The organism is Vibrio cyclitrophicus, assembly GCF_024347435.1.
Lineage (GTDB): Bacteria > Pseudomonadota > Gammaproteobacteria > Enterobacterales > Vibrionaceae > Vibrio > Vibrio cyclitrophicus.
Genome location: NZ_AP025480.1, coordinates 2,246,155 through 2,272,112, shown reverse-complemented (window position 1 = coordinate 2,272,112; position 25,958 = coordinate 2,246,155). Strand labels below are relative to the sequence as shown.

The 25,958-nt window shown below is 42.1% G+C and carries 24 protein-coding genes and 6 pseudogenes; 17 read left to right on the top strand and 13 right to left on the bottom strand.

What is annotated here, in order from left to right; all coding sequences use genetic code 11:
* Positions 1-73 precede the first annotated feature (73 nt).
* Both OCW38_RS09950 and OCW38_RS09945 read right to left on the bottom strand, forming a co-directional pair.
* Positions 74-1,393: an ABC1 kinase family protein gene (locus OCW38_RS09950; protein WP_016784681.1), complete on the bottom strand. Its 1,320-nt coding sequence runs from the start codon at positions 1,391-1,393 to the stop codon at positions 74-76.
* Positions 1,394-1,614: 221 nt separating this feature from the next.
* Positions 1,615-2,001, bottom strand: a complete 387-nt coding sequence (locus tag OCW38_RS09945; RefSeq protein ID WP_010439678.1) for a thiol-disulfide oxidoreductase DCC family protein — start codon at positions 1,999-2,001, stop codon at positions 1,615-1,617.
* 161 nt (positions 2,002-2,162) lie between these two features.
* Between OCW38_RS09945 and OCW38_RS09940 the strand changes: the two genes are divergently transcribed.
* The 6 genes and pseudogenes from OCW38_RS09940 to OCW38_RS09920 form a co-directional block, all read left to right on the top strand.
* Entirely contained in the window at positions 2,163-2,720 is a 558-nt protein-coding gene (locus tag OCW38_RS09940) for a DUF1439 domain-containing protein (RefSeq protein ID WP_171343790.1), read from the top strand.
* A 288-nt stretch (positions 2,721-3,008) separates the two neighbouring features.
* Complete coding sequence (gene soxR, locus OCW38_RS09935) at positions 3,009-3,449, top strand: redox-sensitive transcriptional activator SoxR (RefSeq protein ID WP_261893891.1); 441 nt, start codon at positions 3,009-3,011, stop codon at positions 3,447-3,449.
* Positions 3,450-3,590: 141 nt separating this feature from the next.
* A complete protein-coding gene (locus OCW38_RS09930; RefSeq protein ID WP_010439683.1) occupies positions 3,591-3,971 on the top strand; it encodes a VOC family protein in 381 nt (126 codons plus the stop codon).
* 154 nt (positions 3,972-4,125) lie between these two features.
* Positions 4,126-4,527: a globin family protein gene (locus tag OCW38_RS09925; RefSeq protein WP_261893889.1), complete on the top strand. Its 402-nt coding sequence runs from the start codon at positions 4,126-4,128 to the stop codon at positions 4,525-4,527.
* Positions 4,528-4,608: 81 nt separating this feature from the next.
* Positions 4,609-4,917, top strand: a pseudogene (locus tag OCW38_RS22980) (helix-turn-helix domain-containing protein); the annotation flags it as partial.
* A pseudogene (locus OCW38_RS09920) lies at positions 4,907-5,725 on the top strand (L-serine ammonia-lyase); the annotation flags it as partial. The pseudogenes OCW38_RS22980 and OCW38_RS09920, both read left to right, overlap by 11 nt.
* Positions 5,726-5,868: 143 nt before the next feature.
* Here OCW38_RS09920 and OCW38_RS09915 read toward each other — a convergent pair.
* Entirely contained in the window at positions 5,869-6,354 is a 486-nt protein-coding gene (locus tag OCW38_RS09915) for an Lrp/AsnC family transcriptional regulator (protein WP_016768523.1), read from the bottom strand.
* Between the two features lie 122 nt (positions 6,355-6,476).
* Here OCW38_RS09915 and OCW38_RS09910 point away from each other — a divergent pair, with 122 nt between their 5' ends.
* Complete coding sequence (locus OCW38_RS09910; protein WP_010439706.1) at positions 6,477-7,076, top strand: LysE family translocator; 600 nt, start codon at positions 6,477-6,479, stop codon at positions 7,074-7,076.
* A 117-nt stretch (positions 7,077-7,193) separates the two neighbouring features.
* Here OCW38_RS09910 and ahpF read toward each other — a convergent pair whose 3' ends face one another.
* Together ahpF and ahpC are read right to left on the bottom strand one after the other, a co-directional pair.
* The gene (ahpF, locus tag OCW38_RS09905; protein WP_016785695.1) at positions 7,194-8,786 is read right to left on the bottom strand and encodes an alkyl hydroperoxide reductase subunit F; all 1,593 of its coding nucleotides are present in this window, start codon (positions 8,784-8,786) and stop codon (positions 7,194-7,196) included.
* A gap of 211 nt (positions 8,787-8,997) precedes the next feature.
* Positions 8,998-9,555, bottom strand: a complete 558-nt coding sequence (gene ahpC / locus OCW38_RS09900) for an alkyl hydroperoxide reductase subunit C (RefSeq protein WP_004736364.1) — start codon at positions 9,553-9,555, stop codon at positions 8,998-9,000.
* Positions 9,556-10,037: 482 nt separating this feature from the next.
* Here ahpC and OCW38_RS09895 point away from each other — a divergent pair, with 482 nt between their 5' ends.
* Positions 10,038-10,529, top strand: coding sequence for a VOC family protein (locus tag OCW38_RS09895; protein ID WP_010439712.1), 492 nt, complete (start codon positions 10,038-10,040; stop codon positions 10,527-10,529).
* Between the two features lie 304 nt (positions 10,530-10,833).
* The gene (locus tag OCW38_RS09890; protein WP_016768525.1) at positions 10,834-12,210 is read left to right on the top strand and encodes a uracil-xanthine permease family protein; all 1,377 of its coding nucleotides are present in this window, start codon (positions 10,834-10,836) and stop codon (positions 12,208-12,210) included.
* A gap of 280 nt (positions 12,211-12,490) precedes the next feature.
* Here OCW38_RS09890 and OCW38_RS09885 read toward each other — a convergent pair whose 3' ends face one another.
* A complete protein-coding gene (locus OCW38_RS09885) occupies positions 12,491-12,985 on the bottom strand; it encodes a YcxB family protein (protein ID WP_016788976.1) in 495 nt (164 codons plus the stop codon).
* Between the two features lie 315 nt (positions 12,986-13,300).
* Between OCW38_RS09885 and OCW38_RS09880 the strand changes: the two genes are divergently transcribed.
* From OCW38_RS09880 to OCW38_RS09865, 4 genes and pseudogenes are all read left to right on the top strand, one after another.
* On the top strand, positions 13,301-13,978 hold the full coding sequence (locus OCW38_RS09880; RefSeq protein WP_010439735.1) for a haloacid dehalogenase type II: 678 nt from the start codon (positions 13,301-13,303) through the stop codon (positions 13,976-13,978).
* A 144-nt stretch (positions 13,979-14,122) separates the two neighbouring features.
* A pseudogene (locus OCW38_RS09875) lies at positions 14,123-14,429 on the top strand (bifunctional metallophosphatase/5'-nucleotidase); the annotation flags it as partial.
* Between the two features lie 253 nt (positions 14,430-14,682).
* A complete protein-coding gene (locus OCW38_RS09870; protein ID WP_010439737.1) occupies positions 14,683-15,135 on the top strand; it encodes a septal ring lytic transglycosylase RlpA family protein in 453 nt (150 codons plus the stop codon).
* Positions 15,136-15,334: 199 nt separating this feature from the next.
* On the top strand, positions 15,335-16,333 hold the full coding sequence (locus OCW38_RS09865; protein WP_261893884.1) for a manganese-dependent inorganic pyrophosphatase: 999 nt from the start codon (positions 15,335-15,337) through the stop codon (positions 16,331-16,333).
* 60 nt (positions 16,334-16,393) lie between these two features.
* Here the strand turns inward: OCW38_RS09865 and tnpC are convergent, their stop codons facing one another.
* The 6 genes and pseudogenes from tnpC to OCW38_RS09835 form a co-directional block, all read right to left on the bottom strand.
* The gene (gene tnpC / locus OCW38_RS09860) at positions 16,394-17,935 is read right to left on the bottom strand and encodes an IS66 family transposase (RefSeq protein ID WP_261893882.1); all 1,542 of its coding nucleotides are present in this window, start codon (positions 17,933-17,935) and stop codon (positions 16,394-16,396) included.
* A gap of 59 nt (positions 17,936-17,994) precedes the next feature.
* Positions 17,995-18,348, bottom strand: a complete 354-nt coding sequence (gene tnpB, locus OCW38_RS09855) for an IS66 family insertion sequence element accessory protein TnpB (protein ID WP_261893880.1) — start codon at positions 18,346-18,348, stop codon at positions 17,995-17,997.
* Positions 18,345-18,656: an IS66 family insertion sequence element accessory protein TnpA gene (gene tnpA / locus OCW38_RS09850; RefSeq protein ID WP_261893878.1), complete on the bottom strand. Its 312-nt coding sequence runs from the start codon at positions 18,654-18,656 to the stop codon at positions 18,345-18,347. Before tnpA ends, tnpB begins: the two co-directional genes overlap by 4 nt.
* A 256-nt stretch (positions 18,657-18,912) precedes the next feature.
* The gene (locus OCW38_RS09845; protein ID WP_261893876.1) at positions 18,913-21,474 is read right to left on the bottom strand and encodes an EAL domain-containing protein; all 2,562 of its coding nucleotides are present in this window, start codon (positions 21,472-21,474) and stop codon (positions 18,913-18,915) included.
* 349 nt (positions 21,475-21,823) lie between these two features.
* Positions 21,824-22,156: pseudogene (locus OCW38_RS09840) on the bottom strand (reverse transcriptase domain-containing protein); the annotation flags it as partial.
* A 28-nt stretch (positions 22,157-22,184) separates the two neighbouring features.
* Positions 22,185-22,301: pseudogene (locus OCW38_RS09835) on the bottom strand (integrase); the annotation flags it as partial.
* 293 nt (positions 22,302-22,594) lie between these two features.
* Between OCW38_RS09835 and OCW38_RS09830 the strand changes: the two are divergent.
* The 3 genes and pseudogenes from OCW38_RS09830 (at position 22,595) to OCW38_RS09820 (ending at position 23,825) form a co-directional block, all read left to right on the top strand.
* Positions 22,595-22,798 carry a hypothetical protein gene (locus tag OCW38_RS09830; protein WP_004736343.1) on the top strand — a complete coding sequence of 68 codons (204 nt, stop codon included), beginning with the start codon at positions 22,595-22,597 and terminating at the stop codon, positions 22,796-22,798.
* Positions 22,799-23,052: 254 nt separating this feature from the next.
* Positions 23,053-23,157 (top strand): annotated as a pseudogene (locus OCW38_RS09825) (AraC family transcriptional regulator); the annotation flags it as partial.
* 149 nt (positions 23,158-23,306) lie between these two features.
* The gene (locus OCW38_RS09820) at positions 23,307-23,825 is read left to right on the top strand and encodes a lipocalin family protein (RefSeq protein WP_010439773.1); all 519 of its coding nucleotides are present in this window, start codon (positions 23,307-23,309) and stop codon (positions 23,823-23,825) included.
* A gap of 194 nt (positions 23,826-24,019) precedes the next feature.
* On the opposite strand, the gene OCW38_RS09815 is transcribed toward OCW38_RS09820, so the two are convergent.
* Positions 24,020-24,634, bottom strand: coding sequence for a TetR/AcrR family transcriptional regulator (locus tag OCW38_RS09815; protein WP_029189638.1), 615 nt, complete (start codon positions 24,632-24,634; stop codon positions 24,020-24,022).
* A 204-nt stretch (positions 24,635-24,838) separates the two neighbouring features.
* Between OCW38_RS09815 and OCW38_RS09810 the strand changes: the two genes are divergently transcribed.
* Complete coding sequence (locus tag OCW38_RS09810) at positions 24,839-25,954, top strand: efflux RND transporter periplasmic adaptor subunit (protein WP_016792482.1); 1,116 nt, start codon at positions 24,839-24,841, stop codon at positions 25,952-25,954.
* The last annotated feature ends 4 nt before the right edge of the window (positions 25,955-25,958 follow it).

The window sequence follows — 25,958 nt, the reverse complement described above, 5'->3', positions numbered from 1 at the left end:
TTTAGTTGGCGTAACTGTTACTACTGTTCAACGACTTGAAATGATCACTTTAAAGACCAGAATGGCTTTAGTATCAGCTGTCGCTTAGCAAATAGGGTTCTACCAAGCGCCTGATGTTCACCTTGGCCCCAAGGCGAGATGCCAGCAGATACATGCCTCCAATCTTTCGGTGGAGGAATAGGGCATCGGCTGGTGGTGTGTGCCAATACTCTTGCTCCATGCTGAGTATGGTTCCTGCCTCACGAAGCCTTTGTGCTAAACCACTAGCTTTGAAGTCGTAATCTTCATCGACAAGCATGGGTTCACATGCCATTGTCACTAGGTTGAGAATCGCTTGGCGCTGGTCAGGGAGGATGGTCTCGCTAAAAAATCCAATTTGCTCTAACGCCTTGTTGAGTCCTTGTTCATTGTGATTAATCACAGAGGTAAAGGCTGAACGATAACCATCACTGAAGCGATCACTGTATTCACGGGTGGCACCAAAATCCAACAAGCCAATTTGACGTGTTTGTTCTACATACAAGTAATTAGCGAAATTGGGGTCGGTTTGCACCATCTTGAAGTCAAACAGCTCTTTGAACATTAACTCGATTAGGCTGTGCATCACGAAGTCACGGGTACTTTGGTCGTAACCTTCTATTTGCTCTATCGAGACACCTTCAATGAAGTCCATGGCGAGGACGGAGTCTGAAGAGACTTGCGGGTGAATTTTAGGTACGACGAAGTGAGAGTGCTCTTTTAATGCATCATGGTAACGAATCGCGTAGTCAGCCTCGCGAGCATAGTCCGCTTCATCATGGAGCTGTTTCTTTGCCTCTTCTAGTAAGCTTTTGTAGTCGACCGACTTTGGTATCAACCCAACAATGTTGAGCAGTGTGCCTACGTTGTCTACATCGCTGTCGATACTTTTTCGAATGCCTGGATATTGGACTTTGATAGCAAGTTTGTCTCCTGCATCACTGTAAGCTTGGTGGACCTGGCCGATAGACGCACTAGCTAAAGGCTTAAAGTTGAAGGTAATAAATTCCACTTTCCAATTTATACCAAGTGAATTTTCTAATACTTGGTTAAGCTGCTTAGCGGGTAATGGGTCGGCGTCTGAGCGCAAGCGAGCGAGTATATTGGCTAACTCCGGTTCTAGGATATCACCGGCATCCATCGACAGCATCTGACCTAGCTTCATTGCAGCGCCTCGCAAATGTGCCAACTGATCTGTAAGGCGAGCGATATTTTGAGGTGTTAATACCAAGTCTTTTGCTTTGGGTCTGTTTCCCTGCGCGAGCTGTTTCGTGCCTTCAGTTATGACACTTCCCGCTACTCGAGTTGCGAGAGACGCGAATTTACTGAATCTTGAAATACGATGGGTAGGTAGATTTCTTTCTTTTGCCGACATAAAAGTTCTCTCTGGGAATCAAGGTTCTCTACAAAGTTCTATAAATCATTACCCAACCGAATGTTTTGTTGTGGTAACTTATCTCGCGAAATAGTAAACAGAATTTAAAGGACAAAACATGAAATTTATTTGGTTAAAAGTCGCGGTTACCGTTTTAGTTTTTGCTGCGCTGTTTGGTTTGGTGTATTACAAAGTCGCGAGTGGTATGTCTTAACCAAGCACTATTTAGTGCAGCTGTTTCCATTGCAGCGTGACTTTCCTGTTAGCCAGAAAGAAACTTTGTATCTGTTCTTGGCAAATCGTAGATAACACCAGTCGGCCATTGGCTTGAATATGGCCCAGCGCAATGGGGCGTATAGCCAACCTTTTCCTACTAAGCGCCACGCTTGGTAGGTCACGTCTAAACCTAGCAAAAGTTTTCCATTCTCATCCAGTGCATGCAAAATGGTGTTGGCTGCGTCCGCATCAATCTGAGGGTAGTCTGAAAAGGCTTCACTGTAGATATCGATGGTTTGAATCTTATTTTCAGTGTCATGCTTGGCAAGTGCCGCCATCTCTTTTGCACACAATGGACATGTCCCATCATAAAATATCGTTAATGCCGTCATCATTTTCCTTACTATTCTATTCCTATTAATTTGTACGGTGTTATTTCTTCAGTGGATCATTTTGCGGAGTTAACCGACACTGTCATTGTGACAACTATTTTACGGTATTATTCCAAGATAAAATCCGTGCCTTGCAATGACATATTAAGAGTTTAACCGCAATGACAATAAAGTTAATCAACCGCTTCATTATCGCTTTTTCTGCCCTGATGCTAGGTGGTTGTGTGAGCTACAGTATTACTGAACAAGACATGACGAAATACCTACAAGATTCAGTGATGTTAGAACAAGAAGTTGGTGTTCAAAGTGTTATGTATGCGCAAGTGGCTGTTGATGATTTAGAAGTGAAAATTGGACGAACAGACAATCAACGAGTCTCGGTTATAGCTAATACTAATGCAAAAGTTGAGATATTTAATATGCCGAATATGGGGTTAGATTTGGATATTGAGTTCAGTGCTATCCCTGAATATGACAATGAAAGTGGTGAAGTGTATTTGAAATCGTTACGACTAGAGCGTTTTCAGGAAAAAGGACAACAACTCTCCCCTGAGGTTGAGAGGTTGCTTAAGCCTGCGGTATCCATGATTGGCTTTGCTTTGTCTCAGTCACCGGTTTATAAATTGGATAGCAACAAGGTGCAAGAGTCATTGATTAAGTCATCGGAGCCTAATCTAGTGATTAAAGATAACAAACTGGTTATTGAGTTGTTTGATTAGTTTTTTAAATTCTGAACGGCATTATGGTTATCGTTCAGGTAGCCATTTTTTATTGGCTTCAGTTAATTTGCACCTCACTACTTTATTGCCAATTACCTAGTTCCTAATTACTTCGCCGCGAGTTGGTTTATTAAAAATCATATCGTTATCATAAAAATAGTAATCGCTTAGCTCGTTGATGTTGGTATTCAAAGTTCTGCTCTCTTTACTGGTGATGGAGGCAAGCTGTGGTTATTATTAAGTTAAAGTGAACTTTATCTATTTGTGAACACCAAGGACAAGGTAATAATGAGGAACATCGTATATTTGACGATAGGACAGTTATCAGAGCGCAGTGGTGTTGCTCCTTCGGCACTCCGCTTTTATGAAACCAAAGGGTTGATTGCTTCGATTCGCACCAATGGCAACCAACGTCGTTACCAATCAGCTATGTTGCGACGAATTGCTTTGATACAAGTAGCGCAGTCGATAGGTTTTACGCTGGAAGAGATTACGGAAGAGTTATCTACCTTACCTATGAACCAGACCGCAACTAAGCGAGATTGGGAGCGAGTTGCGAAGAAGTGGCAAGGTCAGTTAGACAGAAAAATGTCGCAGATCCGTTCGTTACAAGAGAACCTGACAGGTTGTATTGGCTGTGGCTGCTTGAGTATGCAGAAGTGCCACTTGTTGAACCCTGAAGATATTTTGCATGATCAAGGGCAAGGTGCACAACGCATTGTTGATTAGTCTTTATTGCGTTAAATAGCTAGCCAAACTCTATGCTTTCATTCAATGAGTTAAGCAACAACTATGACTGAATAGCGTGCCTGGACAAACGCAAATTATAGGTCTAGCTTGGGAGGTTCTTTCAATCAAAAGAGGTGAGTTATGTTTAGTCATGTTTTTCTCGGAACCGAAAATATTGAACGCGCGAAGTCATTCTATGATCCAATTATGCAAGAGCTTGGTTACAGCGAAGGGACAATCGATCCCAAGGGGCGTTGTATATACGTTAGTAAAACGGGCGTACTAGGTTTAACTAAGCCGATTGACGGTCAGCCCGCGACTTATGGTAATGGGATGACCGTCGGGTTCTTGGCAAGCTCAACAGAAATAGTCGATGAATGGCATCGTCTTGGTGTTGAAAATGGTGGTACCAGTATTGAAAATGGTCCAGGTGCCAGAGGAACAGATGAACGTCGACTCTATATGGCCTATTTACGAGACCCTGATGGAAACAAGATTTGTGCAACTCACTTTATGCCATAGTTTACGTTATTCCACAGTTCACTTTATATCATAGTTAACTTTATGCCACAGTGGCGTATAATTAAGTCATATTGATTGTTCAGGGTTAGTTTATGATGCTCTGAACTAACACGTTATTTTAAAGACTGGCTGACTATTGCAAAGGACTTGCTAGATGAAACCGAATGAACTGTTTTATGAAAGCTTTGAGCGTTGCCGGATTGATCAAGAATTCTTGGAAAGCTTTCTGGCAGACTTCTGCGAGCATAACCCAAGGTTTTCAGAACGTTTTGAAAAGATAGGGTTAGAGCAGCAAACTAAGATGCTTAAGGCCTCGATCATTCTTATTTATAATTCCTCTGGTCTGCCAAGTGTGCGGAACTCGGTCAAGAAACTGGGTAAAAGGCACAAAGATTTGGGGTTGGACATTTCAGAAATTGAATTAAACGAATGGTTTAATTCGCTGCTCAATACGGTTAAAAAGTACGATCCTCATTATGATGAGAACGTAGAACGAGCTTGGGCAGAAACGCTAGAAGCAGGCTTAACTATTATGAAGAACGAGTGCGTTATGTGACTGAAAAATTTGAATAAAAGGTAAAGCCTGCTTGTTGAACTGACCCCCAATAGTTGGACACCAATTATTGAGGGTCTTTTTATGTCAAAATATAGCCGAGAGTTAAAATGTATCATTGCTAAACAATGTTTAGGTGGCGCGTCATCTCGCGATTTAGCAAAACAATAATCAATTTCTTCAAGACAGATACGGTATTGGGCTCAAGTCTTTGCCATCCATGGTACTGATTCATTTTTACCAACTAGCCATGCAGCTACAGCTCAGACAAAGCGAAAGGCATTGAATTTAATGTGGACGAATGAATGGTCTCTCACGCACACTAGCACAATATTAAACCTCTCTTCCCCTGGGATACTCTCTGTCTGGCTCAAACGATTTGATGAGCTTGGGTGGCATTATTCTAAGAAATGAAGCGCAGTTCGAAGGATCTGACATTATTTTAGAGAAAGCGGATCAAATCTGGCGAGTGATGAGTCGTTGCATGGAACGAGGCTTTGAAACTGAGGGCATTCTTGATGGTGGCTTGAACGTCACTCGTCGTGCTCCAAACTTGTTGAAGAAGCTTGAAGCGAATGCGGCGGTTGAAAACGATCCAATGGAAATCATGGATTGGATTAACTTGTTCGCCTTTGCGGTGAGTGAAGAAAATGCGGCTGGTGGCCAAGTGGTAACATCACCAACCAATGGGGCGGCGGGTGTTATTCCTGCCGTGTTGATGTATTACCATCGCTTTATTAAAGAGCTCGATACTAAGCAATTAAAAGACTTTTTAGCCGTATCGGGCGCGATTGGTATTTTATACAAAACCAACGCTTCCATTTCCGGCGCGGAAGTAGGGTGCCAAGGTGAAGTAGGCGTGTCGTCTTCTATGGCGGCTGCGGGATTAACGGCACTACGCGGTGGCAGTAACGAGCAGATCTGTATCGCGGCGGAAATCGCGATGGAACATTCGTTGGGTATGACCTGTGACCCGATTGGCGGCTTAGTTCAAGTGCCGTGTATCGAGCGAAATGCGATGGGCGCGATGAAAGCTATCAACGCATCACGCATGGCTTTGAAGCGTAATAGTAAATCTTTGATCTCGTTAGATAAGGTTATTGCGACCATGTATCAAACGGGCAAAGACATGAACAAGAAATACCGAGAAACCTCACTCGGTGGCCTTGCCCTAATTCACCTTGCAGCGCCATGTGAGTAGCTATCAAACAGATCAATTAGGCTCAATATCAAAGCCCAGCATCGTTAGATTTTAAGATTTTAAGATTTTAAGATTTTAAGGTGGCTGGGCTTTTAAGTATCATTTTTTGTTGCAAGACGACTGCTTATTAACTGAGAGCAAGATTATTCTCCAAGAGGGAGCTTATAGCTGTTTTTCAACTCTTTAACCGAGATATTCGATTGAATCGCACTCACACCTTTGACTCGCCTGATCGAGCTAATACGCTCAAAGTACTCTTCTAAATCTTTAGCCAATACTTGCACCATATAATCGGCACCGCCGGCAATACAATGGCACATAGGAATCCAATCGGTTACAGCAACAAACTCTTCGAACGGCTCGGTATTCTCAACTTCATGGTTGCCCAGTGTAACTAAGGTAAAGCCTGCTACATGCAAACCTAACTTCTTGCGATTGAGTTTGGCGGCATAACCATCGATATAGCCTGTCTCTTCCATGCGTTTCCAACGGCGCCAGCATGGGGTTTCGCTGAGGTTAACCTTCTCAGCGAGCTTACTGTTGCTCATGCGTCCGTCTTGTTGGATATGTTCTAAGATGGCGATATCAGTATCATCTAATACTTCTTTGGTGGATTCTTTCTGTTTCATGGCTTTTTTTGAAAAGTCTTGCTCAAATTTGCATTGATATTAGCCTATATAGCAATTTAATTTCTAGTTGAATCTGTAAACTCTCTCCGTATAAATACTTTACTTATTAGGAGTGAGAGGAAATGAGCTCTCAATTAATGCTGGCGTTCTTGCTATTTTCAACATCCATTGCAATTACACCTGGGGCAGGCAATATCGCATTACTTGGGATTTCAAGTCGTTATGGATTTGCTGCGACTTTACCTTTTATATCTGGAAACGCTGTTGGCATCATCATCGTACTGGCGGGTTCCAGTGTCGGTTTAGTGAGCCTATTCACCCTTTATCCAGAACTGTACAACATTTTGAAATACGCAGGCGCGGCTTATTTGCTATTCATGGCGTGGTCGATTGCGAACATGCAAATCGAAGAAAGCACTGTCGACAATCGCTCGGGCTTTATGTCTGGCGTATTGGTGCAGGTGTTAAACCCTAAAGGTTGGATAGCGTCATTAACCGTGTTTTCACAGTTCATCACTCCGAACGCAGACTACCTGATTCAAGTGGTGACGATTATTGCTGGTATGGTGATCACGGGCGTACCGTGCATGTTGGTGTGGGCGTATTGCGGCACCATGCTTAAAAAGTTACTGCAATCACCAAAACAGATGATGTTTGTGAACCGTTGCTTGGGCGGAAGTCTCGCTCTGGTGGTTGCTTTCATGCTTTATCAACCCGCATAAATTACAAATAAAAAAACCACTCCTAAATCCATAGGAGTGGTGTCTAAAAATCGACTAAGTGGTTAACAATAATTAGTAAGTTAACAAGAACGTTTTAAGGAATGTTTGCTTAAAAGATTAAGCGGTTTCAGCTTCTTTAACCGGAGCTGAGTTACGGATTAGGTGGTCAAATGCACCTAAACTTGCTTTTGCACCTTCACCCATCGCAATGATGATTTGTTTGTAAGGCACTGTTGTTACATCACCCGCTGCGAATACACCTTTCATTGATGTTGCACCATGAGCGTTAATTTCAATTTCACCGCGTGGTGAAAGCTCAACTTTTGAACCCTTCAACCATTCACTGTTTGGCATCAGGCCGATTTGAACAAAGATACCTGCTAGTTCGATCTGTTTAAGTTCATCGGTGTTGCGGTCTTTGTATTCCAGACCCGTTACTCGATTACCATCACCAACCACTCGTGTTGTTTGAGCCATTTTGATGATTTCGATGTTCGGTGTCGTGTTCGCTTTGTCTATAAGCACTTGGTCAGCACGTAGTGTGTCTGCAAATTCAAGTACGGTTACGTGTTCAACGAGACCAGCCAAGTCAATCGCCGCTTCGATACCTGAGTTACCGCCACCAATAACCGCTGTTTTCTTACCTTTGAACAAAGGACCGTCACAGTGTGGGCAGTAAGCGACACCTTTATTGCGGTACTCTTGCTCACCCGGAACGTTCATTTCACGCCAGCGCGCACCAGTACTGGTGATCACCGTACGAGCTCGCAGTGTTGCACCGCTTTCTAACTCAATATGGATGTAACCGTCTTCTGTGTCTTCTGCTGCGATGATGTTCGCTGCACGCTGCTCAGTCATTACCTCAACACCGTACTCTTTTACGTGCTCTTCTAAGCTTGCGACTAACTTAGGACCGGTGGTTGCTTTTACTGAGATAAAGTTCTCAATCGCCATGGTATCCATCACTTGACCACCGAATCGGTCAGCAACAACACCAGTGCGAATGCCTTTACGTGCCGCATAAATTGCCGCTGAAGAACCCGCAGGGCCGCCGCCTACAACCAATACATCAAACGGTGCTTGTTGGTTTAGGTTTGCCGCTTTCTTTTCTGCTGCGCCTGAATCGACTTTGTTCAATATTTCAGCCAGTGACATACGGCCTTGACCAAATAGCTCACCGTTAATGAATACGCTCGGTACTGCCATGATGTCGCGAGACTTCACTTCGTCTTGAAATGCTGCGCCGTCGATCATGGTTGTCTTAATCAGAGGATTAATCGCCGACATCATGTTGAACGCTTGAACTACTTCTGGACAGTTTTGGCATGATAGCGAGATGAAAATCTCGACATTAAGCTCTTGATCTAATTCTTTTACTTGCTCGATTACGTCAGCTTCAAGCTTGATAGGGTGACCACCACTATGAAGCAGTGCCAGTACCAGTGAGGTGAACTCGTGACCCATCGGTAAACCTGCGAAGCCAATCGCTGTACCTTTCTCTTGGTTCACCACCTGCATGATAGGGCTGCGAGTGCTTGCGCTATCATTTCGAATTACTTCAATTTTGTCAGTGAGAGAGGCGATATCATTCGCTAGGTCTTGAAGTTTGTTTGCGGTATCGCTGTTATCAAGGCTCAGCACTAACTGAACATTGGTTTTTAGGTTTTCTAGGTATGCTTTTAGCTGCTGCTTCATTGCTTGATCTAACATAATCGTGCCTGCTCTTAATTCTGTGTTTTGGTATTGACCAATACCTTCTTGCTGAAAAAGGAAAATAAAAAAGGGGCGCAAGTCGGCAAATATTGTGGTGTTGATGGTTTGAAAGGGTGGCGCGCAACTGCCCTTTAGGAGGGAGGCCGAAGCGCGCCTGTAGAACCGTTTTATTTGTTCTTTTTAGCTATTCTTGTTAGCTAGGCTTAGATTAAATTTTACCTACTAGGTCTAGAGATGGCGCTAGAGTCTCTTCACCTTCTTTCCATTTAGCTGGGCAAACTTCACCTGGGTGAGCGGCTACGTATTGTGCTGCTTTAACCTTGCGTAGTAGGTCTTCAGCGTCACGACCGATACCTTCAGCGGTGATTTCCATTGCTTGGATAACGCCTTCAGGGTCGATTAGGAAAGTTGCACGGTCTGCAAGGCCTTGACCTTCACGCATTACGTTGAAGTTATTTGTGATGTTGCCCGTTTGGTCGCCTACCATGAAGTATTCGATAGTGCCGATTTTGTCAGAAGTATCGTGCCATGCTTTGTGAGAGAAGTGTGTGTCAGTTGATACTGAGAAAACTTCTACGCCACGAGATTGAAGCTCTGCGTATTTGTCTTGTAGGTCAACTAGCTCAGTTGGACATACAAACGTGAAATCTGCTGGGTAGAAGAAGAATACAGCCCACTTACCTTTAACGTCTTGCTCTGTGATTTCTACGAATTCGCCGTTTTTGAATGCTGTAGCGTTGAATGGTTTGATTTCTGTGTTGATCATGATTTGACTCTCTTTCTAATTTGTAGTGTTTAACGCTATCCCGCGTCGATGTAGATATATTGCATTCGCACCGAAAATTAGTGAAATCGGACATTTCTATAGATTCAATAGGCAAATCCTATCTTCGTAAGAAGAGAGCTATCGACAAAAGCTATCGATAAAAGTTATCAAACTAGGGCTACGTTCTATTTGGGTAGCTATGCTCTTTAGGTTGTTCTTTATTTCGGCTTATCTCTATTCACGTAAGCCTCTATGTATCTATGTATCTATGTATCTAAGTAGGTAAGTAGGCAGGGCAGGTATGGCTTCTTTAAGTGAGTTGGGATTTGATGCTAAATTTGTAAATAACAAAAAATTATCATTAATATAATTTATGATAATTTCAGTTAATCTTCGCATCTCCATATACTCTCTCCATCGAAACGAAACACCGAAGCTACTCTTCGGAAAGCACAGAATTAAAAACGAATTTGGAGCAAGTTATGAAAATGAATCACGTAGGCATCATGGTTGGCGACATGGACAAAGCAGTCGAGTTTTACACTAAGGCTCTGGGTCTAAGAATCGTAATGAACAACACTAAGGTTATGGAAGAGCGTGAATCAGCAATCGGACGTATGTGTATCGCAGTATTTGGCGAAGGCTTCAAAGGCTTCAACATTGCACACCTAGTAACATCTGATGGTATCGGTGTTGAGCTGTTCGAAATGAAAGATCGTCAAGAGCGTCACGAAGTAGACTTCTCTCGCCTAGGCATCTTCCACTTCTGTCTACAGCTTCCAAAAGAGCAGTTTCATTCAGCGATTAAGCGCGTTGAAGAGTTTGGCGGTAAGGTTCGTATGGACATCATGCGTTACCACCCAGAAGACGAACTAAAACAAGCGCAAATGGTTTACCTAGAAGACCCGTTTGGCAACCTATTCGAATTCTACTCGCACACATACGAAGACACGTACGCGACTGATTACGAGTAATCGCGTTACCTGCCTGTTATAAGGCAGAAAAACGAAACACCCCCTAAAGAGGATTGGTAGAGATACCAATCCTTTTTTTGTGTCTGCGATATTGAGTTAGAGGTGATGGATAAACCATATCAAAGGAGTGCTTCGTGGTCTCCGTTTGCACTAAAACAAGCCGACAGTGTTGCTCTGTAGTGCAGCAATGGCTAGAGATGAAACTTAACCGATTGATAAATATAATGTTAAACCATTGGCATATATGTTGCTCTATTGTCTTTATGTAAATTGTATACAATAAAAAATACATTAAGGGAATCACATGGAACATAACAGTGAATTGATTTACGGATTGGATGACCGACCATCCGTCAAAGCAGCCAGTTACGCGGCGTTGCAACACGTTTTAGCAAGCTTTGTTGGAATTATCACACCCACACTCATTATTGGCGGCGTTTTAGGGTTAGGTGAACACATTCCTTATTTGATCAGCATGGCACTGATGGTGTCTGGTGTAGGTACATTCATACAAGCGAAAAAAATTGGCCCTGTTGGTGCTGGAATGATTTGTGTCCAAGGGACTAGCTTTGCATTCTTAGGGTCAGTTCTAGGGGCAGGCTTTCTAGTGAAAGCGAATGGAGGTGGTCCAGATGAAATGCTTGCAACTATCTTCGGAGTTTGTTTCTTTGGTGCGTTTGTCGAGATCCTACTATCGCGTTTTATCGAAAAACTGAAGGTGGTTATCACTCCTGTTGTCACCGGAATCGTTATCACGACGATTGGTATCTCTCTGATCAAGGTCGGTGTTACTGATATTGCTGGTGGTGTTGGTGCAGAAGATTTTGGGTCTGCAAGTAACCTGATGCTAGGTGCTATCGTTCTCGGAACCATAGTTGCACTTAACCTTAGTAACAGCACTATGGTAAGGTTGTCATCAATTTTAGTCGGGTTGGTTGTTGGTTGGTGCGTGGCTATTTTGATGGGTAAGGCTTCAATGGTAACCTTTGCTTCTCAACCTTTATTGAGTATCCCTGTCCCATTTAAATATGGTTTCGCTTTCGATTGGCAAGCATTTCTCCCGATTGCTTTTATCTACTTAATCACCGTTATTGAAACGACAGGTGACCTTACCGCCAATAGCATGTTCTCAGGACAGCCTGTTAAAGGGCCTAAATATATCAATCGACTAAAGGCAGGTGTGCTAGCTGATGGCGTGAATTCGCTTATCGCCGCTGTTTTCAATACTTTTCCGAATACGACTTTCAGCCAGAACAATGGTGTGATTCATTTTACGGGAATAGCGAGCCGATACATCGGCTACTTTATCGCGGCTATCCTTTTCCTATTAGGGCTTTTTCCTATCTTAGGTTCGGTATTAATGACAATTCCAAAGCCAGTATTAGGCGGAGCTACATTGGTGATGTTTGGTACGGTTGCCGCTGCTGGCATCAAAATTATTGCTAATGAGAAGCTGGATCGCCGAAGAATCATGACGATTGCTATCTCACTAGGTTTGGGACTAGGGGTCATGCTTGTGCCGGACTTATTGAAAGAAGCTCCTAAGTTAGTGCAAAGCATATTTGGCTCGCCAGTGACCATGTCGGGTATTGCCGCACTTGTAATTACAGGGCTGATGTCTTTAGTGCCAGACACTAAAACAAAACCGCTTACGAATTCGGTACAAGCCAGTAAAGCGTAACTGTTTTGATGGGAAATGGCTTTTATAATCTTAAACAGAGCCGAATACTGCTATACATGGCTCTATTTAATTTTACTGGGGAAACCTTAGAAAAATGACAGGTTAATTCCAAAGGGCGTTACCTCACGTAAACGTCAGATTGGTCCTGCTGTCCAAAAGGCAATTGAGAGCTTTTAGAAAGTAAAAGCTGTTATCTAATAAATAGGTAACGAAAAGGATTGGTAGCAATACCAATCCTTTTCGTATTTTGAGTATGTTTAAATTTTTATGTGTATATACGTTAGTTCACTTTGGATGCTGCGTGTTGCTGTAGCATGAAGGTGATCACTTCATCATTTAAGCAAGACTTGCTCACATATTGGCGCTGTTTACCTATGTGAAGAATAAACCCTAAATCCGTTTGTTGAAGCTGGTCGATTTCACTCCAGGTAATGCTACGGGTGTTTTTAACGTTTTTATAACTCACACCTTTAGAATCAACCTGAAATACTACCTTGCTGCCAGAACCCGAGCTGATGGTTTGTCGCCATAACCACCAGGTTCGCTTGCAATAAACACTGAACGCTTCAATAACACTTAAAACAATAAAGAACCAACCAACATAACCGTTGGGCAATAGCTCAAATTCTAATAAAACCACACCGAAAATAAGAAAAAGTATGCCTTTCAAATAGGCTTTCGGAAATTTAGCAGGAAGGCTAGTTTGATCATAACACTCCGCAAAAAAGGGTTTATCGAGGGTGTATTCTGTAGTGAAATCGAAGTCTTTAGACATAGGTGGCTGCTTTCAGGTTTTCTGTGAATGAATATTCTATGCTGCGATCTCGCAACCCGAGTATTGTATAGCTTCTTTTGGCTTTTCTTTAGCTGTTTTGATTCTCTTTTGTAAACCAATGATACGACCGAGGCCGCTCTCACCATCGCTAAATTGGTTGGTTTTTTGCCAACTTGGCTATCAAATTGTACTGTGAGATCTCTCAACTCAATACTCAGGTCAAAACATCGCCTGTTATTGTTTGTTTATTCGAGCGTTTAGTTATCTAAAGAACGGCTTGCATTAACCACTGAAAATAACGATGAGGAACACACTATGCCTACACAAACCATTCTGTTCGATATAAATGAAACGGTGCTTGATTTGCGCATACTTAAACCTAAGTTTCGTCAATATCTTGGAGATGAGAGTCATATGAGTACCTGGTTCTCGATGTTATTGCATTCATCCACCGTTTGCTTAGTTACTGACACCTCCAGTGATTTCAAAAGCCTTGCATTATCAGCCTTACAGTCGATCGTGGGTCGTTTAGGTAAAACAATCTCTGATGAGGGCTACCAAGATATTTTGAGCACATTTGCTTGCTTGCCTGCTCATGATGACATTAAGCCCGCGATGATTGAATTAAGACAAGCTGGCTATCAGTTGGTTGCGTTGTCCAACTCTTCATCGGAGCTTCTTAAATCTCAGTTGTCCTTTTCGGGTTTACTCGACTATTTCGATAATACAATTTCTGTCGAGCAAGCTAATACTTTTAAGCCCGCGAAATCAGCTTACCAATATGCGTTGCAACAACTACAAATAAAACCTGCTCAGGCTCGATTAGTTGCAACTCATGATTGGGATACGCATGGTGCGCTCAGTGCTGGTTTAAAAGCCGCTTATATTGATCGATCCGGCGCGCCATATAATCCACATTATTCGGTGCCAGATGTCTTGAGTGATAATATGGGTGATATCGTTAAGCAGATTATAAGTAAGGACGAACGTTAAGCTCTTTGTTCCAAATAAAGTAAGCTTTCGTTTCACTATATGACTCTGATTTTTAAGAAGAGGTGCAATTTAGCGCCTCCTTTTAACGGTAACGTTAATCGTCAAGTCACATAAATCGTGCATAAGATTTTAGTTAAACTTCAAATTGACAACACCTATAAGGTAAATGCAATTCTACTTTCTCTTACCTTTCCTGCCTTTACCGCGATGGTGATATTCACGATGTCACGATACTTCTTCAGATATCCATGGTCATTTATGGCATGGGGTTACGCGTCAAATAAACTCAACACTCGTGGCAGATTAAGCCAAATAGCCACTAAAGTGGGGAATACCCGCACAGAGCAATCAACATTATCCTCGTAGACGCTGGCGATACCATCCAAGGTAACTTCGTAGAAACATCAACGATGATCTCGTCAATTCAATGATGCTTGGTTTTAATCACCTAAAAGATCAAATGTGCTGATTCTGATGAGGACATGGACGAACTGTATCATCGATATCATAAACAAATTCGAGAAATCATCCAATTTAAGACGTTGTTAAAATTGACGGTTTGACGATAAAACCTTTCACGAATATGACGGAATAAATCGTAGTACATGAAAATATTGGTAAGTCATACCGAATGGAAGCCTTGACTGATTAGCGACTATACTCAGACGTATACAGCTGAACCAAAAACAACGAAAACAGAGAACATGCAGAAATTAGCGCACCTAAATCACATGAAAAAATTACATATTATCTTTACCGCTTTTATTCTTATGATATTAGCCGGATGCACCTCAACATCGGCTGTCGGCAGTTCTAAAACAAAGGAATATGCCGAGTCACATGCTCTTGCTGGTAAAGCTTCTTGGTATGGCGATAAATTCCATGGAAGGCTCACAGCAAGTGGTGAGACATACAATATGAATGCGAATACTGCGGCTCATAAAACCTTACCTTTCGGGACTATTGTGAGAGTGACCAATACAGTCAATAATAAGTCTGTTGATGTGAAAATTAATGATCGAGGCCCTTATGTCAAAGGCCGGGTTATCGACCTTTCGCACAAGGCATTTGCAAGAATCGGCAATGTTAAGCAAGGAACCGTACCTGTCAAAATCGAGATTGTTGATGATAGCAATACCTTTAGGTACAAACATTAATTGCCTCTTAGCCTGAACTGGCTTGTGAAACTCAAAGGATTGGTAGAGATACTGATCCTTTTTTTTGGGTAAACCTAATGAGAGGCGAATTACATTTCGTTACTTACTGAAGTAAATCTGAAACATCGCTGACACGGTTCTGAAAATTTTAATGGCTAGCTTATGGGGTTCTGAAACAAATCCAAATAAGGAAATACCCGTGAAGCTAACACCTGTCGTTACCGCCGTAATCATGTCTTTCAGTTCAGCAAGTTTTGCTTTTAGCTTGCAACAATCAGCCAATGAAAACAGTGAAGATCTCGTATGGACGGGGCACCTTAGCCCAGATAGCGACACGGTAATGTCTGCAATGCTCGCGGCTCATATCTATGGTGGTACAGCGACAGTGCCTGAGCCAATCAACCCTGAATCAACGTTTATCTTGAACTACTGTAATGCAGAATCACCACGAGTAGAGTCAGATTACTCTTCATACCGAGTAGGGCAGGTGGACTTTAACCAAGTGACTCAATTAGCGCCAACCATCGATCAATCATCTATTGTTGCTGTGGTCGATCACCATGCGATTGGTGGCTCACCGATTAATACGCCACAAATTGTCGAGATGGATATTCGAGGTTGGGGTTCGGCTGACAACGCTGAAAAGCTTGATGTGACCTTACCTAAACACCTTGCTTGTGTCGGCTTAGGCGCGATTCTTTCTGATACTGTGGTATTCCAATCATCAACCACCACTGAACACGATCGTGAATACGCAGAGAAACTGGCAAAAATTGCAGGTATTCCTGATGTCGAAGATTTCGGACAACAGATGTTGATTGCTAAATCGGATCTCAGCCATCTTACTTCTGAAACCATTCTGACGCTGGATTACAAAAACTTTAAATACGGTGGCAAACAGGTGGGCATCGGCGTTGCTGAAACACTAACCGCTCAACAACTGATTGACCGCAAAGACGAGCTTTTGGCGGCTATGAAGTCTTATAAAGAAGAGAACGGCTTAGACCACCTGTTCTTCTCAATCACAGACACCAAGAACAAAGAAGCTAACCTATTGTGGGTAGACGAAAGCGATTATCAAGTCATCAAATCGGCTTTCAACGCTGAACCAACAAGCGATATGTTAACTTTGGAAGGCGTCACTTCACGTAAGCGCCAGATTGGCCCTGCGGTTCAAAATGCAATTGAAAGCTTGTAAGTATTAAGAGAGTTTGGGAGAGGGATTGTATCCGCCCCATGAACCCACGGGGCGATATTGCTAATGTTTGAAGTTCCAAGGTAGGAGTGCGTCGATATCAGGCTCTGCTTTCGCCAACTCTTTCATGCACTTGACCAGATAGTCGTAGAGGATAAGTCCGTTGGCTTTCGCGGTCTCGACGATGCTGTAAAGCATCGCGCTCGAACCAGCACCGTTTGGTGCGTCAGAGAACAACCAATTTTTTCTGCCAATGACCAGCGGTTTAATTGCGCGTTCAGCGCGATTATTATCGATAGATAAGTGACCATCGTCGATATAACGAATGAGCTTTGGCCATTGTCCGAGCGTATATTTTATCGCTTTACCTAGTGCACTAGAGCCTATCACTTTCTGGGTCGTCATCCATTCGTAAAGTTCATCCAGTATCGGTTTGGCATACGCTTGACGCTCTGCTTTTCTTTCTTCGACAGACGCACCTTTTAAACGTGATTCTATCCCGTAGAGTTTTTGGATTTTAGCCAGCGCCTTATCGGCCTTGCCCGACTTACCTTTGCCTTGAAGCTTCTTAGCGTCCATGAACTTTCGCCGAGCATGAGCTAAGCACCCCACATTTGTCACTTGATGAAGTCCATCATAAGCCGCGTAGCCATCGGTTTGTAGATAACCGTTGTAGCTGCCTAAAAAGGCAATAGGGCACACCCTCGCTCGACTGTTTTGGTAGTCGTACAAGGCGATATTTTTCATATTCGGTAGTGCGGCTTCGGGTGAGTCGGCGCCCGAGCAGTAGAGCCACATGTAACACTGTTTCTCTTCTTTGAGCACATTAAGCGGCGTTTCATCCGCTTGAACCACTACTTGTTGAAGAAGATGGTCTTTCAGCGCTTCATATAAAGGTTCGAACTTCTCACTGACTTGGATAATCCACCTTGCCATGGTGGTGCGTGATAGCTCGATACCCGACTGATTAAACAGCGACTCTTGCCGATAAAGTGGCATCGCGTATTGGTATTTACCCAGAATGATATTGGCAAGCAAGCTTTCTGTCGCGAAGCTCTTAGGGATAAGACTCTGCGGGGCTGGCTTTTGAACGATGCGGCTATTGTCTTTTGTTTTCTCGCACTCGCGGCACGCATATTTAGGGCGGACATATTCCAGCACTTTAAGCACTGCTGGTGTGAACTCTAATTTCTCACTGCGGTCTTCGCCGATTTTATGTAGGTTATGATTGCAGCATGAACACTGCTTTTCATGGTCGTCTAAATCGAGTTCGATAACCTCTCGAGGCAAGGTCGTTGGAAGTGGTTTACGTTTACCACGCTTCTTCGTTATGGTCGTGGTCGTGACCTCAACCTCTTCTTCCTTAGCGGCTTCACATTCCACTTCGTTGAAGAGATCTCCTTGAGATTCATCGTAAGGCTTTAACGCCTCCGAGCGTTTCGCGAATTGACGGTCGAAGGCAAGCTTGAGTTGTTCAAGCAGCGATTGACGCTCTTGTTGCCATTGTGATTCCTTCTGCTTATTCGAGAGCATCAGTGCTTTCACCATCGCTTGTAGCTCGGCAATATCTTGACTTTCTGGGTCGATATTTAGTGTCTTTTTCATGACATTGATTATACTAAAATCGTGCCGTTAACGCTTGGTGGATAAGGCTTTATTATCGTTTAAGTCATTGTAAAATCGTTTATTGTGACAGGTTTATGGCCGATAATTGTGAAGCCAGAAAGCAGCCTATCAAGCTCAAATTGAGTCAAGGTAAATACCTGATTTTTCTCTTTTGATGGCCACTTGTACTTGGCTTTTTCGAGGCGCTTATACCACAGGGCGAAGCCTGTTTTATCCCAGTACAACACTTTGATTTTGTCGCGCTGTTTGTTGGTGAACAGGAACAGTGCGCCACTCCCCAAGGGTAAATCGGTGTCACTTTCGATAATTGCAGCGAGGCCATTGATGGACTTTCTAAAATCGACGCTCTCACGATACAGATAAATGTCTGGTGCGCTCAGCATGCGTTTCATGACAGCGCCCCGATGAGCTCTGCTAGGTAGGTTGCAGGCGTGCCTTGAGGAATACTCAGCTCAACATCATTGACGAGAAGGGTCATGTTAGCGGTTGCTATTTGAACTTGGTATTTCGTTGTCTTTTCGACGACCTCTGCTCGGACAAAGCCTTGAGATACATCCGCTTTTTTGAGTTGTTGGCGCTTAGCATAAAACGTTGAGGGATTGAGTTCATTGAGCTTACAGAATGCGATCGTTGACAATGAACTCGATTCAGATTGTTCGATAAGCGTTTGCCATTCTTGTTTAGTGTGTCGTTTTCCCATTTCAAATCTCCTCATGGTTGGAGACTTGATCTTATTATTCGTGTTAGGCGATTAGAAGGCGGGGTTTATGGAGCGCTTACGAGGGATTGGTAGATATACCAATCCCTTTTTGTTTTGGGACTGAATTGGAGTTGGACAGAAATGAGTTTCGGAGAACCAAGTCTTAGCAAATCACGAATTAGCATAAGTATGGAAAGTCACTAAGATCACTGTCCAGTATTGATGGTGCACATCACAATGATAACAGCCCCCATCTTTAGTTCTTATGTTTAAAAACATGTGCAGATATATTCTTAAGCCATACTTCTATCTCAATTGGATTTAATGGTTTAGCGAATAAAAAGCCTTGTGCAACATGGTAACCTTGTTCTTTTAGAACTTTATACTGCCCCTGACTTTCAACACCTTCCGCTACTACATCTAAATTAAGACTTTCACCTATTTGAATCACTGCTTGACTAAGAGCTCGACTTGTACCGCTTGCTTCGATCTCTGTTACGAAACTCTTATCGAGCTTTAGCTCTTTTAATGGGATCTTATTCAAATAGCTTAAGCTCGAATAACCTGTACCGAAGTCGTCAATTGAGAGCCCAATACCTTGATCATGAATGTCATGAAGAGTCTTCATTGTATTAGGGTTTGTATCTAAGAAAATACCTTCAGTTAACTCTAATGTTAAGTCTGTGGTTTTAAGGTTATATGTATTTAACTCTGACAGGATTAGGTCACATAAATCTAAGTTATGGAAATTAATAGGAGATAGGTTTACTGAGACAGAAGGGATGTCGATTTCTTTGCTTCTCCAAATGGACATTTGTTTGCATGCGGTTCTTAATGCCCATCGGCTTAAATCACCTATTAATCCACACTCCTCGGCTAATGGAATGAATTTATTAGGAGTAACAGCACCGAACTTAGGGTGTACCCACCTAGTTAATGCTTCAACACCATATAGCGTCCCGCTTCCCATATTAATTTGTGGTTGATAAACAAGTTCAAGCTGATTTTCATCGATTGCTTTCTGAAGTTCTATTTCTAACTCTTGCCTTTCTTGTGCTAGTTGGTTGAGTTCGTGACTAAAGAAAGAGAATCGACCTTTACCAGCAGTTTTTGCTTGATACATAGCCATATCAGCACGATGAATTAATGTGCCTATATCGTGCCCATCATTTGGATAAACACTAATACCTATACTTGCAGATGGCGTAATTTTAAACAATTCAGTTTCATACGTACTTGAAATTGATAGCTTTAACTCTTCAATAAAATTGTTTAAGCATTCGGGGGCTTTATTTTTAACAACAATGACAAATTCATCACCTGATAGCCTCCCGCATATATCGCCGTTTGTACATTTATTTTGGATCCTAGATGCAATTGCTTTAAGGAAACGATCACCTTCGGGGTGACCAAAACTATCATTGATTTGTTTAAATCGATCTAGGTCTAGAAACAAGACTGCAAGTGTTGTTGCATTAGATTCAGCTTCTCTTAATGCGTGTTCTGCTTCAGCGTGTAAAAGGCTCCGATTTGGGAGTTGGGTTAAACTATCATAATATGCTAACTGTCTTATATTTTGCCTATGAACCTCTCTTTCTATCGCCAAGCCACATAGTGGGGCTAATACATTACCTAATGTATGCTCTATTTTAGTAGGCTTTGTTCTCTTTTTGCTATAGAAAGAAATTACACCAATAACTTCACTTTTTTGCCCTCTGATTGGTAGTGACCAACAACTCTTTATACCTAGTGGTGGAAGAGTTGTTTTTTGATTATTCAAAAGAGGACTTGATAAAATATCTTCCATAAATACGGCTTCATTTATGAAGGCAGATGTTGCTGCTGAGCCATTATTATCTGAGATTTTGAGGTTTTCTAGCTTGCTTTTAATTTCTGTAGGTAAATTCAATGAGGCAAGAGGTTGTAACTTATTTTCATCATCTATTTTTAAAATGATGGGTATTATATCACTGCTCATTTTGACTACCTCATGACATGCAATTTCCATTATGACTTCTAGAGCTTTGTCACTTGCAATTGCATTTAATACTTGAGCGTGAAGAACTTCATGCAATTTAGTTTCTGTAATTTCTGATAGAATACCAACAACATTTGTCAACTTTCCAGATTGGTCGAATACAGGATTAGACATTATAGAGCACCATAGTTCCCTATTGTCCTGTGTTGTTATTAGCTCCTCTAGCTTTAAAGCATTACCAGAAAACAAGCTTTTTCTTATAGATGATATTGATTCTGAAGAGAAGTTTGGAGCAATTACTTGAGTTGGCGTTTGGCCAAGTATATTGTGTTCTTTGTAGCCTAATAGCTTTGTGAAGCCTTTATTGATATAAATTAGTTCCCAATTTTCATTAGTCACAAATATAGCATTATCTGATTTGTCAGTAACAAGAGAAAGCATTTCCATGCGTTTACGTTGTAAAACTAAATCGGTAACATCTTTAATAAAAGCTGTGTAAAGAATGCTTCCATCAACTTCTACTTTCGAAATAGAAAATGCCCCCCATTTCTTTGAACCATTTTTACCTACTATTTCAATGTCTCTGCTAGTTCCAACAATTTTGTTAATACCAGTCTCTCTGTTGGCATTTACTAAGTTGTCGTGATGTGGTTTGATATCATCTGGTACTAATATTTTTACATTTTCTCCGAGTACTTCATCTTTATTGTACCCCCAAAGTTTCTCTGCTGCAGAGTTAAAAAGCATGATGTTATTTTTCGAATCAATTACAACCACACCATCAACTGCTTGTTCTAGTGTTTGTGTGAATACGTTGGAGAGAGCAGTACGATCGGGCATTATAAATTAAATCCTTTAATAACAATTAGTTAGATCATTTTCACCTTAAATGAAAAAGAATTGTATTTTCTATGTAGAGGTATGTAAAGGAGATTTAACTAAAATGGATGATTTCACATCATGTATTCTTACATGCTAAAATAAATTTTCTTTAATATATGCCCAGATGTTACTAAGGTTATGTCGCAAACGGCTTTGTTTCCTAAATCAGGGAACCAAATCATCAACCCACGACCTGATCAGCTAAGTTCATCCAAATACTTAGATTAATGACCAAGCCTCGCTACAAAACAACTAACTAGAAGCGTCTATAGTCATGCTTTAATCAATCGTGGTTCACTGACATTTGGGATTTACTCGGTTTGATGAGCAATTTCCCTTTGTACTTCCTGTGATTGAAGCCTAGAAAGTCAAAGCCATCATCAATATGAGTGATCTTCGTTTTCTCTTCGGAGAGGACTAACCCTCTTTCTGCCAGAAAGTCAGCAATCAACGGTTTGATGTCGTTCATTAGCACTTCCTTTGAAGAGCAAGTGACTACGAAATCATCCGCGTAACCGATAAAGTTGGCCCTAGCACCCTTTTTCAGGGCTGTAGGTTTTATTTGTTGCTCTATTCCCGCGAGAGTCATTAACATCAAGGTTGGAGAGATAATTCCCCCTTGAGGTGTTCCCTCGTCGGTATGTAGTGGCATAGTGAATTTAGTCACTTAGTGCGAGTTGCATCAGATCGTTTTCAATCTCCAACCTAGTTCTGATTCGCCAGATCTCTTCAAGCTTAAATGGTCTTTTGATACCGCTGCATTTTCCAGAAGATAGCTTTCTCATGATGACCTCCTTTTAATGTTGTTGGTCAACATTAAGTTTGGCAGCCACATTTAGTAAGGTTCAGGAAGAGCTGCAACGGCTATGGACAGAAATGAGTTTTGGAGAGCCAAGTATTAGCAAATCACGAATTGGCATAAGTATGGAAAGTCACTAAGCTCACTGTCCAGTATTGATGGTGCACATCACTGTCTTGCTTTTACACAAATCTGACATTGATGAATGCCATAAACTATCGATATAAACATCAATATATTGTATTATTACATCCGTATTTATACTTATTAGGACTTTCTATGTTGATTCACGAATTTTCGAATAAGGACGTTACCGCTGAGCATGTAATTTTAGCTCAAGCAATACTAGCAGGGACTGCTCAAGGTGATAAAAGTAAAGCACAGCGCTTTATGATTTTTGTAAATGAGATTCCCGATGCGCCGACTGTGCAAAACCTGATTCCACGCTTTAGTCAATTTATGAAGCGCTTTAAAGCCAGCTGATATTCAGAATACGTTACACAGGGATGTGTAATTAAGATCACCACCCCCTCCTAACCACTACCTACTTTTAAACTCTATCTGACCCTATGCTCGCTCTATATATAGCTATTGTTGTCGGAGGACAATAGAGTTTGAGCAATTTTAAAAACGTTTCTGGACATTTCCGTGTTTGGTCATGTTCTAATTTAGCTTCACACGGATAACTTTTCGTATTGAAAAATTACTTAGTGCGTTGTTCTGTATTGCTGGAGCAGATCAAGAAAGTGGGATACGACAACCAAGCCAACTTCAATCGTCAGTTTAAATCGTATAAGCAAGTAACACCGACTCAGTACCGGTCAGCAATGAAGCATCACTGATTCATTCACTGACAAAACGATTCACATAAGCTTCTGAATAATTTACTGTTATATGAACCAATTAAACGGATTTAACGTATTACCAAGGATGTAAGTTAAGGCTCTCACATGACTTACTCGAATTACTATTAAAACAAGTCGAGGTTAGGATGAAGAAAATATTATTGCTGCTAAGTGTCATCTTATTGGGTGGGTGTGTCGGTATGCCTGAAACAGTAAAGCCCGTTCAACAGTTTGAATTGGATAGATACTTGGGTAAATGGTACGAAGTTGCTCGTTTGGACCACTCGTTTGAGCGAGGCCTCAATAGCATCAGTGCCGAATATAGCCTGCGTGATGATGGTGGTGTGAAGGTGATTAACCGCGGCTATTCAGATGAAGATGGCGAATGGAACGAAGCGGAAGGTAAAGCCTATTTTGTCGAAGGCAGTGATCAGGGCTATTTGAAGGTATCATTCTTTGGCCCATTCTATGGCGCTTATGTGGTGTTTGAATTGGACAAAGAGAACTACCAATACGCGTTTGTCTCTGGCCCAGACACTGATTACTTATGGTTACTTTCTCGAACCCCAGAAGTCTCATCTGAGGTCATGGAGAAATTCACAAGGATGTCTAAAGAGCGAGGCTTCAATACCGATGAATTGATTTATGTGGAGCATTCCAAATAACGGTACATAGCGGTTTATTGGTCTCTACGTTATTTTACGTAAAGACCATGTTAAATTTAATGATAATGAGTCTAAATAACACTTAGGTCAGAGACATAGAGTGGTCATTATGAACAAGTCATTGTCAAAACAAGCTGTTATTTTTCATTGGTTTACCGGCATATACCGAGTGCTTTTTGTTTGCGATACTTAAACTAGCGAGGTTGGTTGCCGTTTAAGAATAGTGCGACACATTCACGCGTGTAGTGAAGTCTTTCATCTTGTGACTCGCCGCTATCGTGTCCGAAGAATCCCCAATACGCCGATTTGCCGTGAAACATCAGTAACAGTTGGCGTGCAGCAATGACTGGCGAGCTTGATGTCGACAGTGTGAGATCACCAGATTCTATTTTCGACTGTAGGTAATCGGCGAGTAATTTTGTGGTTTTCTGAGGCCCAGTTTCTAAATAGATTGAGGCGATCTCTGGATGCGTATTCGCTTGGCTAATGGCATTTTGGAAGGTTTGTCTAGATTGCTCATCAAGTAACAAATCCTGAAATTTCACACCAAATTTCACCAACTCATCACCCACCTCTGCATCCATATCAAAGGCAGCAGGACTGAGTTCTCGCTCCGCACACTTGGTTTGCATGCAGGTTTCGAAAAGTTCGTCTTTGTTTTTAAAGTGAGAGTAGACCGTTTGCTTGGAAACGTTCGCTGCTTTGGCTATCTGATCCATATTGATCTTAAAGCCATGTTCAGAGAAAAGTTGGCTGGCTGCGGTTAAGATCTGCGATCTCTTCTGTTCACTCTTGATGATTTTAGTCACGTGCTGTTTCTCGTTGCTTGCTTGGTACTTGACGTTACTCAGTTCAATGCATTTCATTCTGCGCTAAGCATTATGCTTTTTGTGATGGTTTTATCAATCATTAACGATGAAACTTATTTTTAACACAATCAAACTAGACAGTCTAGTTTGATTTGGTTAGTCTAAAAAAAGAACATAATTGAGTACCGCATAGGAACAGTACGTATGTATAAATTGATGAAGGGAAGCGCATTGGCAGTGGCGTTGTCGACTTTTCTTGTTGGATGTGGCGAAAAGGAACAAGCCGAAGAGTCGGTTGATTCAACCACTGAAACGGCTTCGAGCGTCCAAACCATTTTAACTGTAGAAACGATCGCTTTGGCGCTATCTTCCTCTTATGCAGTACAGCGCGAATATGTCGGTGTGGTTAAGGCGGGTCAACAAGCTAATTTAGGTTTCGAACTGGCGGGCAAAGTAAACGAGATTCTAGTGGATGTCGGTGACACAGTCACAATGGGTCAGCCGTTGATTCGATTGGATACCCAACTTTTGGAAACTGAATCTAGCCAGTTGAAAGCTCAAGCTGAAGAAGTCAAAGCTCAGTTGAGTTTGGTGGCAGCGAACCTTAAACGTCAGCGTTCATTGAAAGCTAAAGGCTTCAGTGCAGAGGCGGAAATTGACTCGCTGACTAGTGAGCAACGCGTATTGCAGGCTAACTTGCTGCGTATTGATGCCTCAGTAAAAGGCAATCAATTGAAGCTAGTGAAATCGACAATTCTTGCGCCTTATTCGGGCACTATTTCAACGCGTTTTGTCTCTTTGGGAGATGTAGTGAATGTGGGTAATCCAACTCTGACTTTGCTTGCCTCTGAAGGGAAAGAAGCCTTCATCGGTATTCCTGCCCATCAAATGAAAAAGGTTACTTCACTTTCCGCACCAAGTATTCGTGTCGGGCGAGATGATTTCTCTGTGACTCTGCTGAACCCTGGTGCGATGGTCGACACTCGCTCTCGAAGTGTCGGCTTACGTTATCTTTTTCCTGAACAATCGTCGGTATTAGAAGGGCAACTTGCCTACCTTAAATTTGATGAACAGATTGATGACCAAGGCTACTGGGTGCCAATAACTGGTTTGATTGATGGATTACGCGGGGTGTGGAACATCTTTGTGATTGGTGAAGACAACAAGGTTGAACGTAGAAGTGTTCAGGTTCTGTTTGCTAATAACCAACAAGCCTATGTCAGCGGTGCCATTACCGAAGGCGAGCAAGTGATCGCCAGTGGGTTGCACCGCTTGGTTCCCGGACAAACCGTGAAGCCAGCCAGCGTTACTGCTGAATAGGAAA

Bases quoted from the DNA above. Each gene is read 5' to 3' on its own strand.
- OCW38_RS09940 (WP_171343790.1), top strand. From the start codon at position 2,163: ATGACAATAAAGTTAATCAACCGCTTCATTATCGCTTTTTCTGCCCTG.
- tnpC (WP_261893882.1), bottom strand. From the start codon at position 17,935: ATGAAAAAGACACTAAATATCGACCCAGAAAGTCAAGATATTGCCGAG.
- OCW38_RS09820 (WP_010439773.1), top strand. From the start codon at position 23,307: ATGAAGAAAATATTATTGCTGCTAAGTGTCATCTTATTGGGTGGGTGT.
- OCW38_RS09895 (WP_010439712.1), top strand. From the start codon at position 10,038: ATGAAAATGAATCACGTAGGCATCATGGTTGGCGACATGGACAAAGCA.
- OCW38_RS09945 (WP_010439678.1), bottom strand. From the start codon at position 2,001: ATGACGGCATTAACGATATTTTATGATGGGACATGTCCATTGTGTGCA.
- OCW38_RS09880 (WP_010439735.1), top strand. From the start codon at position 13,301: ATGCCTACACAAACCATTCTGTTCGATATAAATGAAACGGTGCTTGAT.
- tnpB (WP_261893880.1), bottom strand. From the start codon at position 18,348: ATGAAACGCATGCTGAGCGCACCAGACATTTATCTGTATCGTGAGAGC.
- tnpA (WP_261893878.1), bottom strand. From the start codon at position 18,656: ATGGGAAAACGACACACTAAACAAGAATGGCAAACGCTTATCGAACAA.
- soxR (WP_261893891.1), top strand. From the start codon at position 3,009: ATGAGGAACATCGTATATTTGACGATAGGACAGTTATCAGAGCGCAGT.
- OCW38_RS09925 (WP_261893889.1), top strand. From the start codon at position 4,126: ATGAAACCGAATGAACTGTTTTATGAAAGCTTTGAGCGTTGCCGGATT.
- OCW38_RS09870 (WP_010439737.1), top strand. From the start codon at position 14,683: ATGCAGAAATTAGCGCACCTAAATCACATGAAAAAATTACATATTATC.
- OCW38_RS09915 (WP_016768523.1), bottom strand. From the start codon at position 6,354: ATGAAACAGAAAGAATCCACCAAAGAAGTATTAGATGATACTGATATC.
- OCW38_RS09950 (WP_016784681.1), bottom strand. From the start codon at position 1,393: ATGTCGGCAAAAGAAAGAAATCTACCTACCCATCGTATTTCAAGATTC.
- ahpF (WP_016785695.1), bottom strand. From the start codon at position 8,786: ATGTTAGATCAAGCAATGAAGCAGCAGCTAAAAGCATACCTAGAAAAC.
- OCW38_RS09890 (WP_016768525.1), top strand. From the start codon at position 10,834: ATGGAACATAACAGTGAATTGATTTACGGATTGGATGACCGACCATCC.
- OCW38_RS09845 (WP_261893876.1), bottom strand. From the start codon at position 21,474: ATGCCCGATCGTACTGCTCTCTCCAACGTATTCACACAAACACTAGAA.
- ahpC (WP_004736364.1), bottom strand. From the start codon at position 9,555: ATGATCAACACAGAAATCAAACCATTCAACGCTACAGCATTCAAAAAC.
- OCW38_RS09930 (WP_010439683.1), top strand. From the start codon at position 3,591: ATGTTTAGTCATGTTTTTCTCGGAACCGAAAATATTGAACGCGCGAAG.
- OCW38_RS09885 (WP_016788976.1), bottom strand. From the start codon at position 12,985: ATGTCTAAAGACTTCGATTTCACTACAGAATACACCCTCGATAAACCC.
- OCW38_RS09810 (WP_016792482.1), top strand. From the start codon at position 24,839: ATGTATAAATTGATGAAGGGAAGCGCATTGGCAGTGGCGTTGTCGACT.
- OCW38_RS09830 (WP_004736343.1), top strand. From the start codon at position 22,595: ATGTTGATTCACGAATTTTCGAATAAGGACGTTACCGCTGAGCATGTA.
- OCW38_RS09910 (WP_010439706.1), top strand. From the start codon at position 6,477: ATGAGCTCTCAATTAATGCTGGCGTTCTTGCTATTTTCAACATCCATT.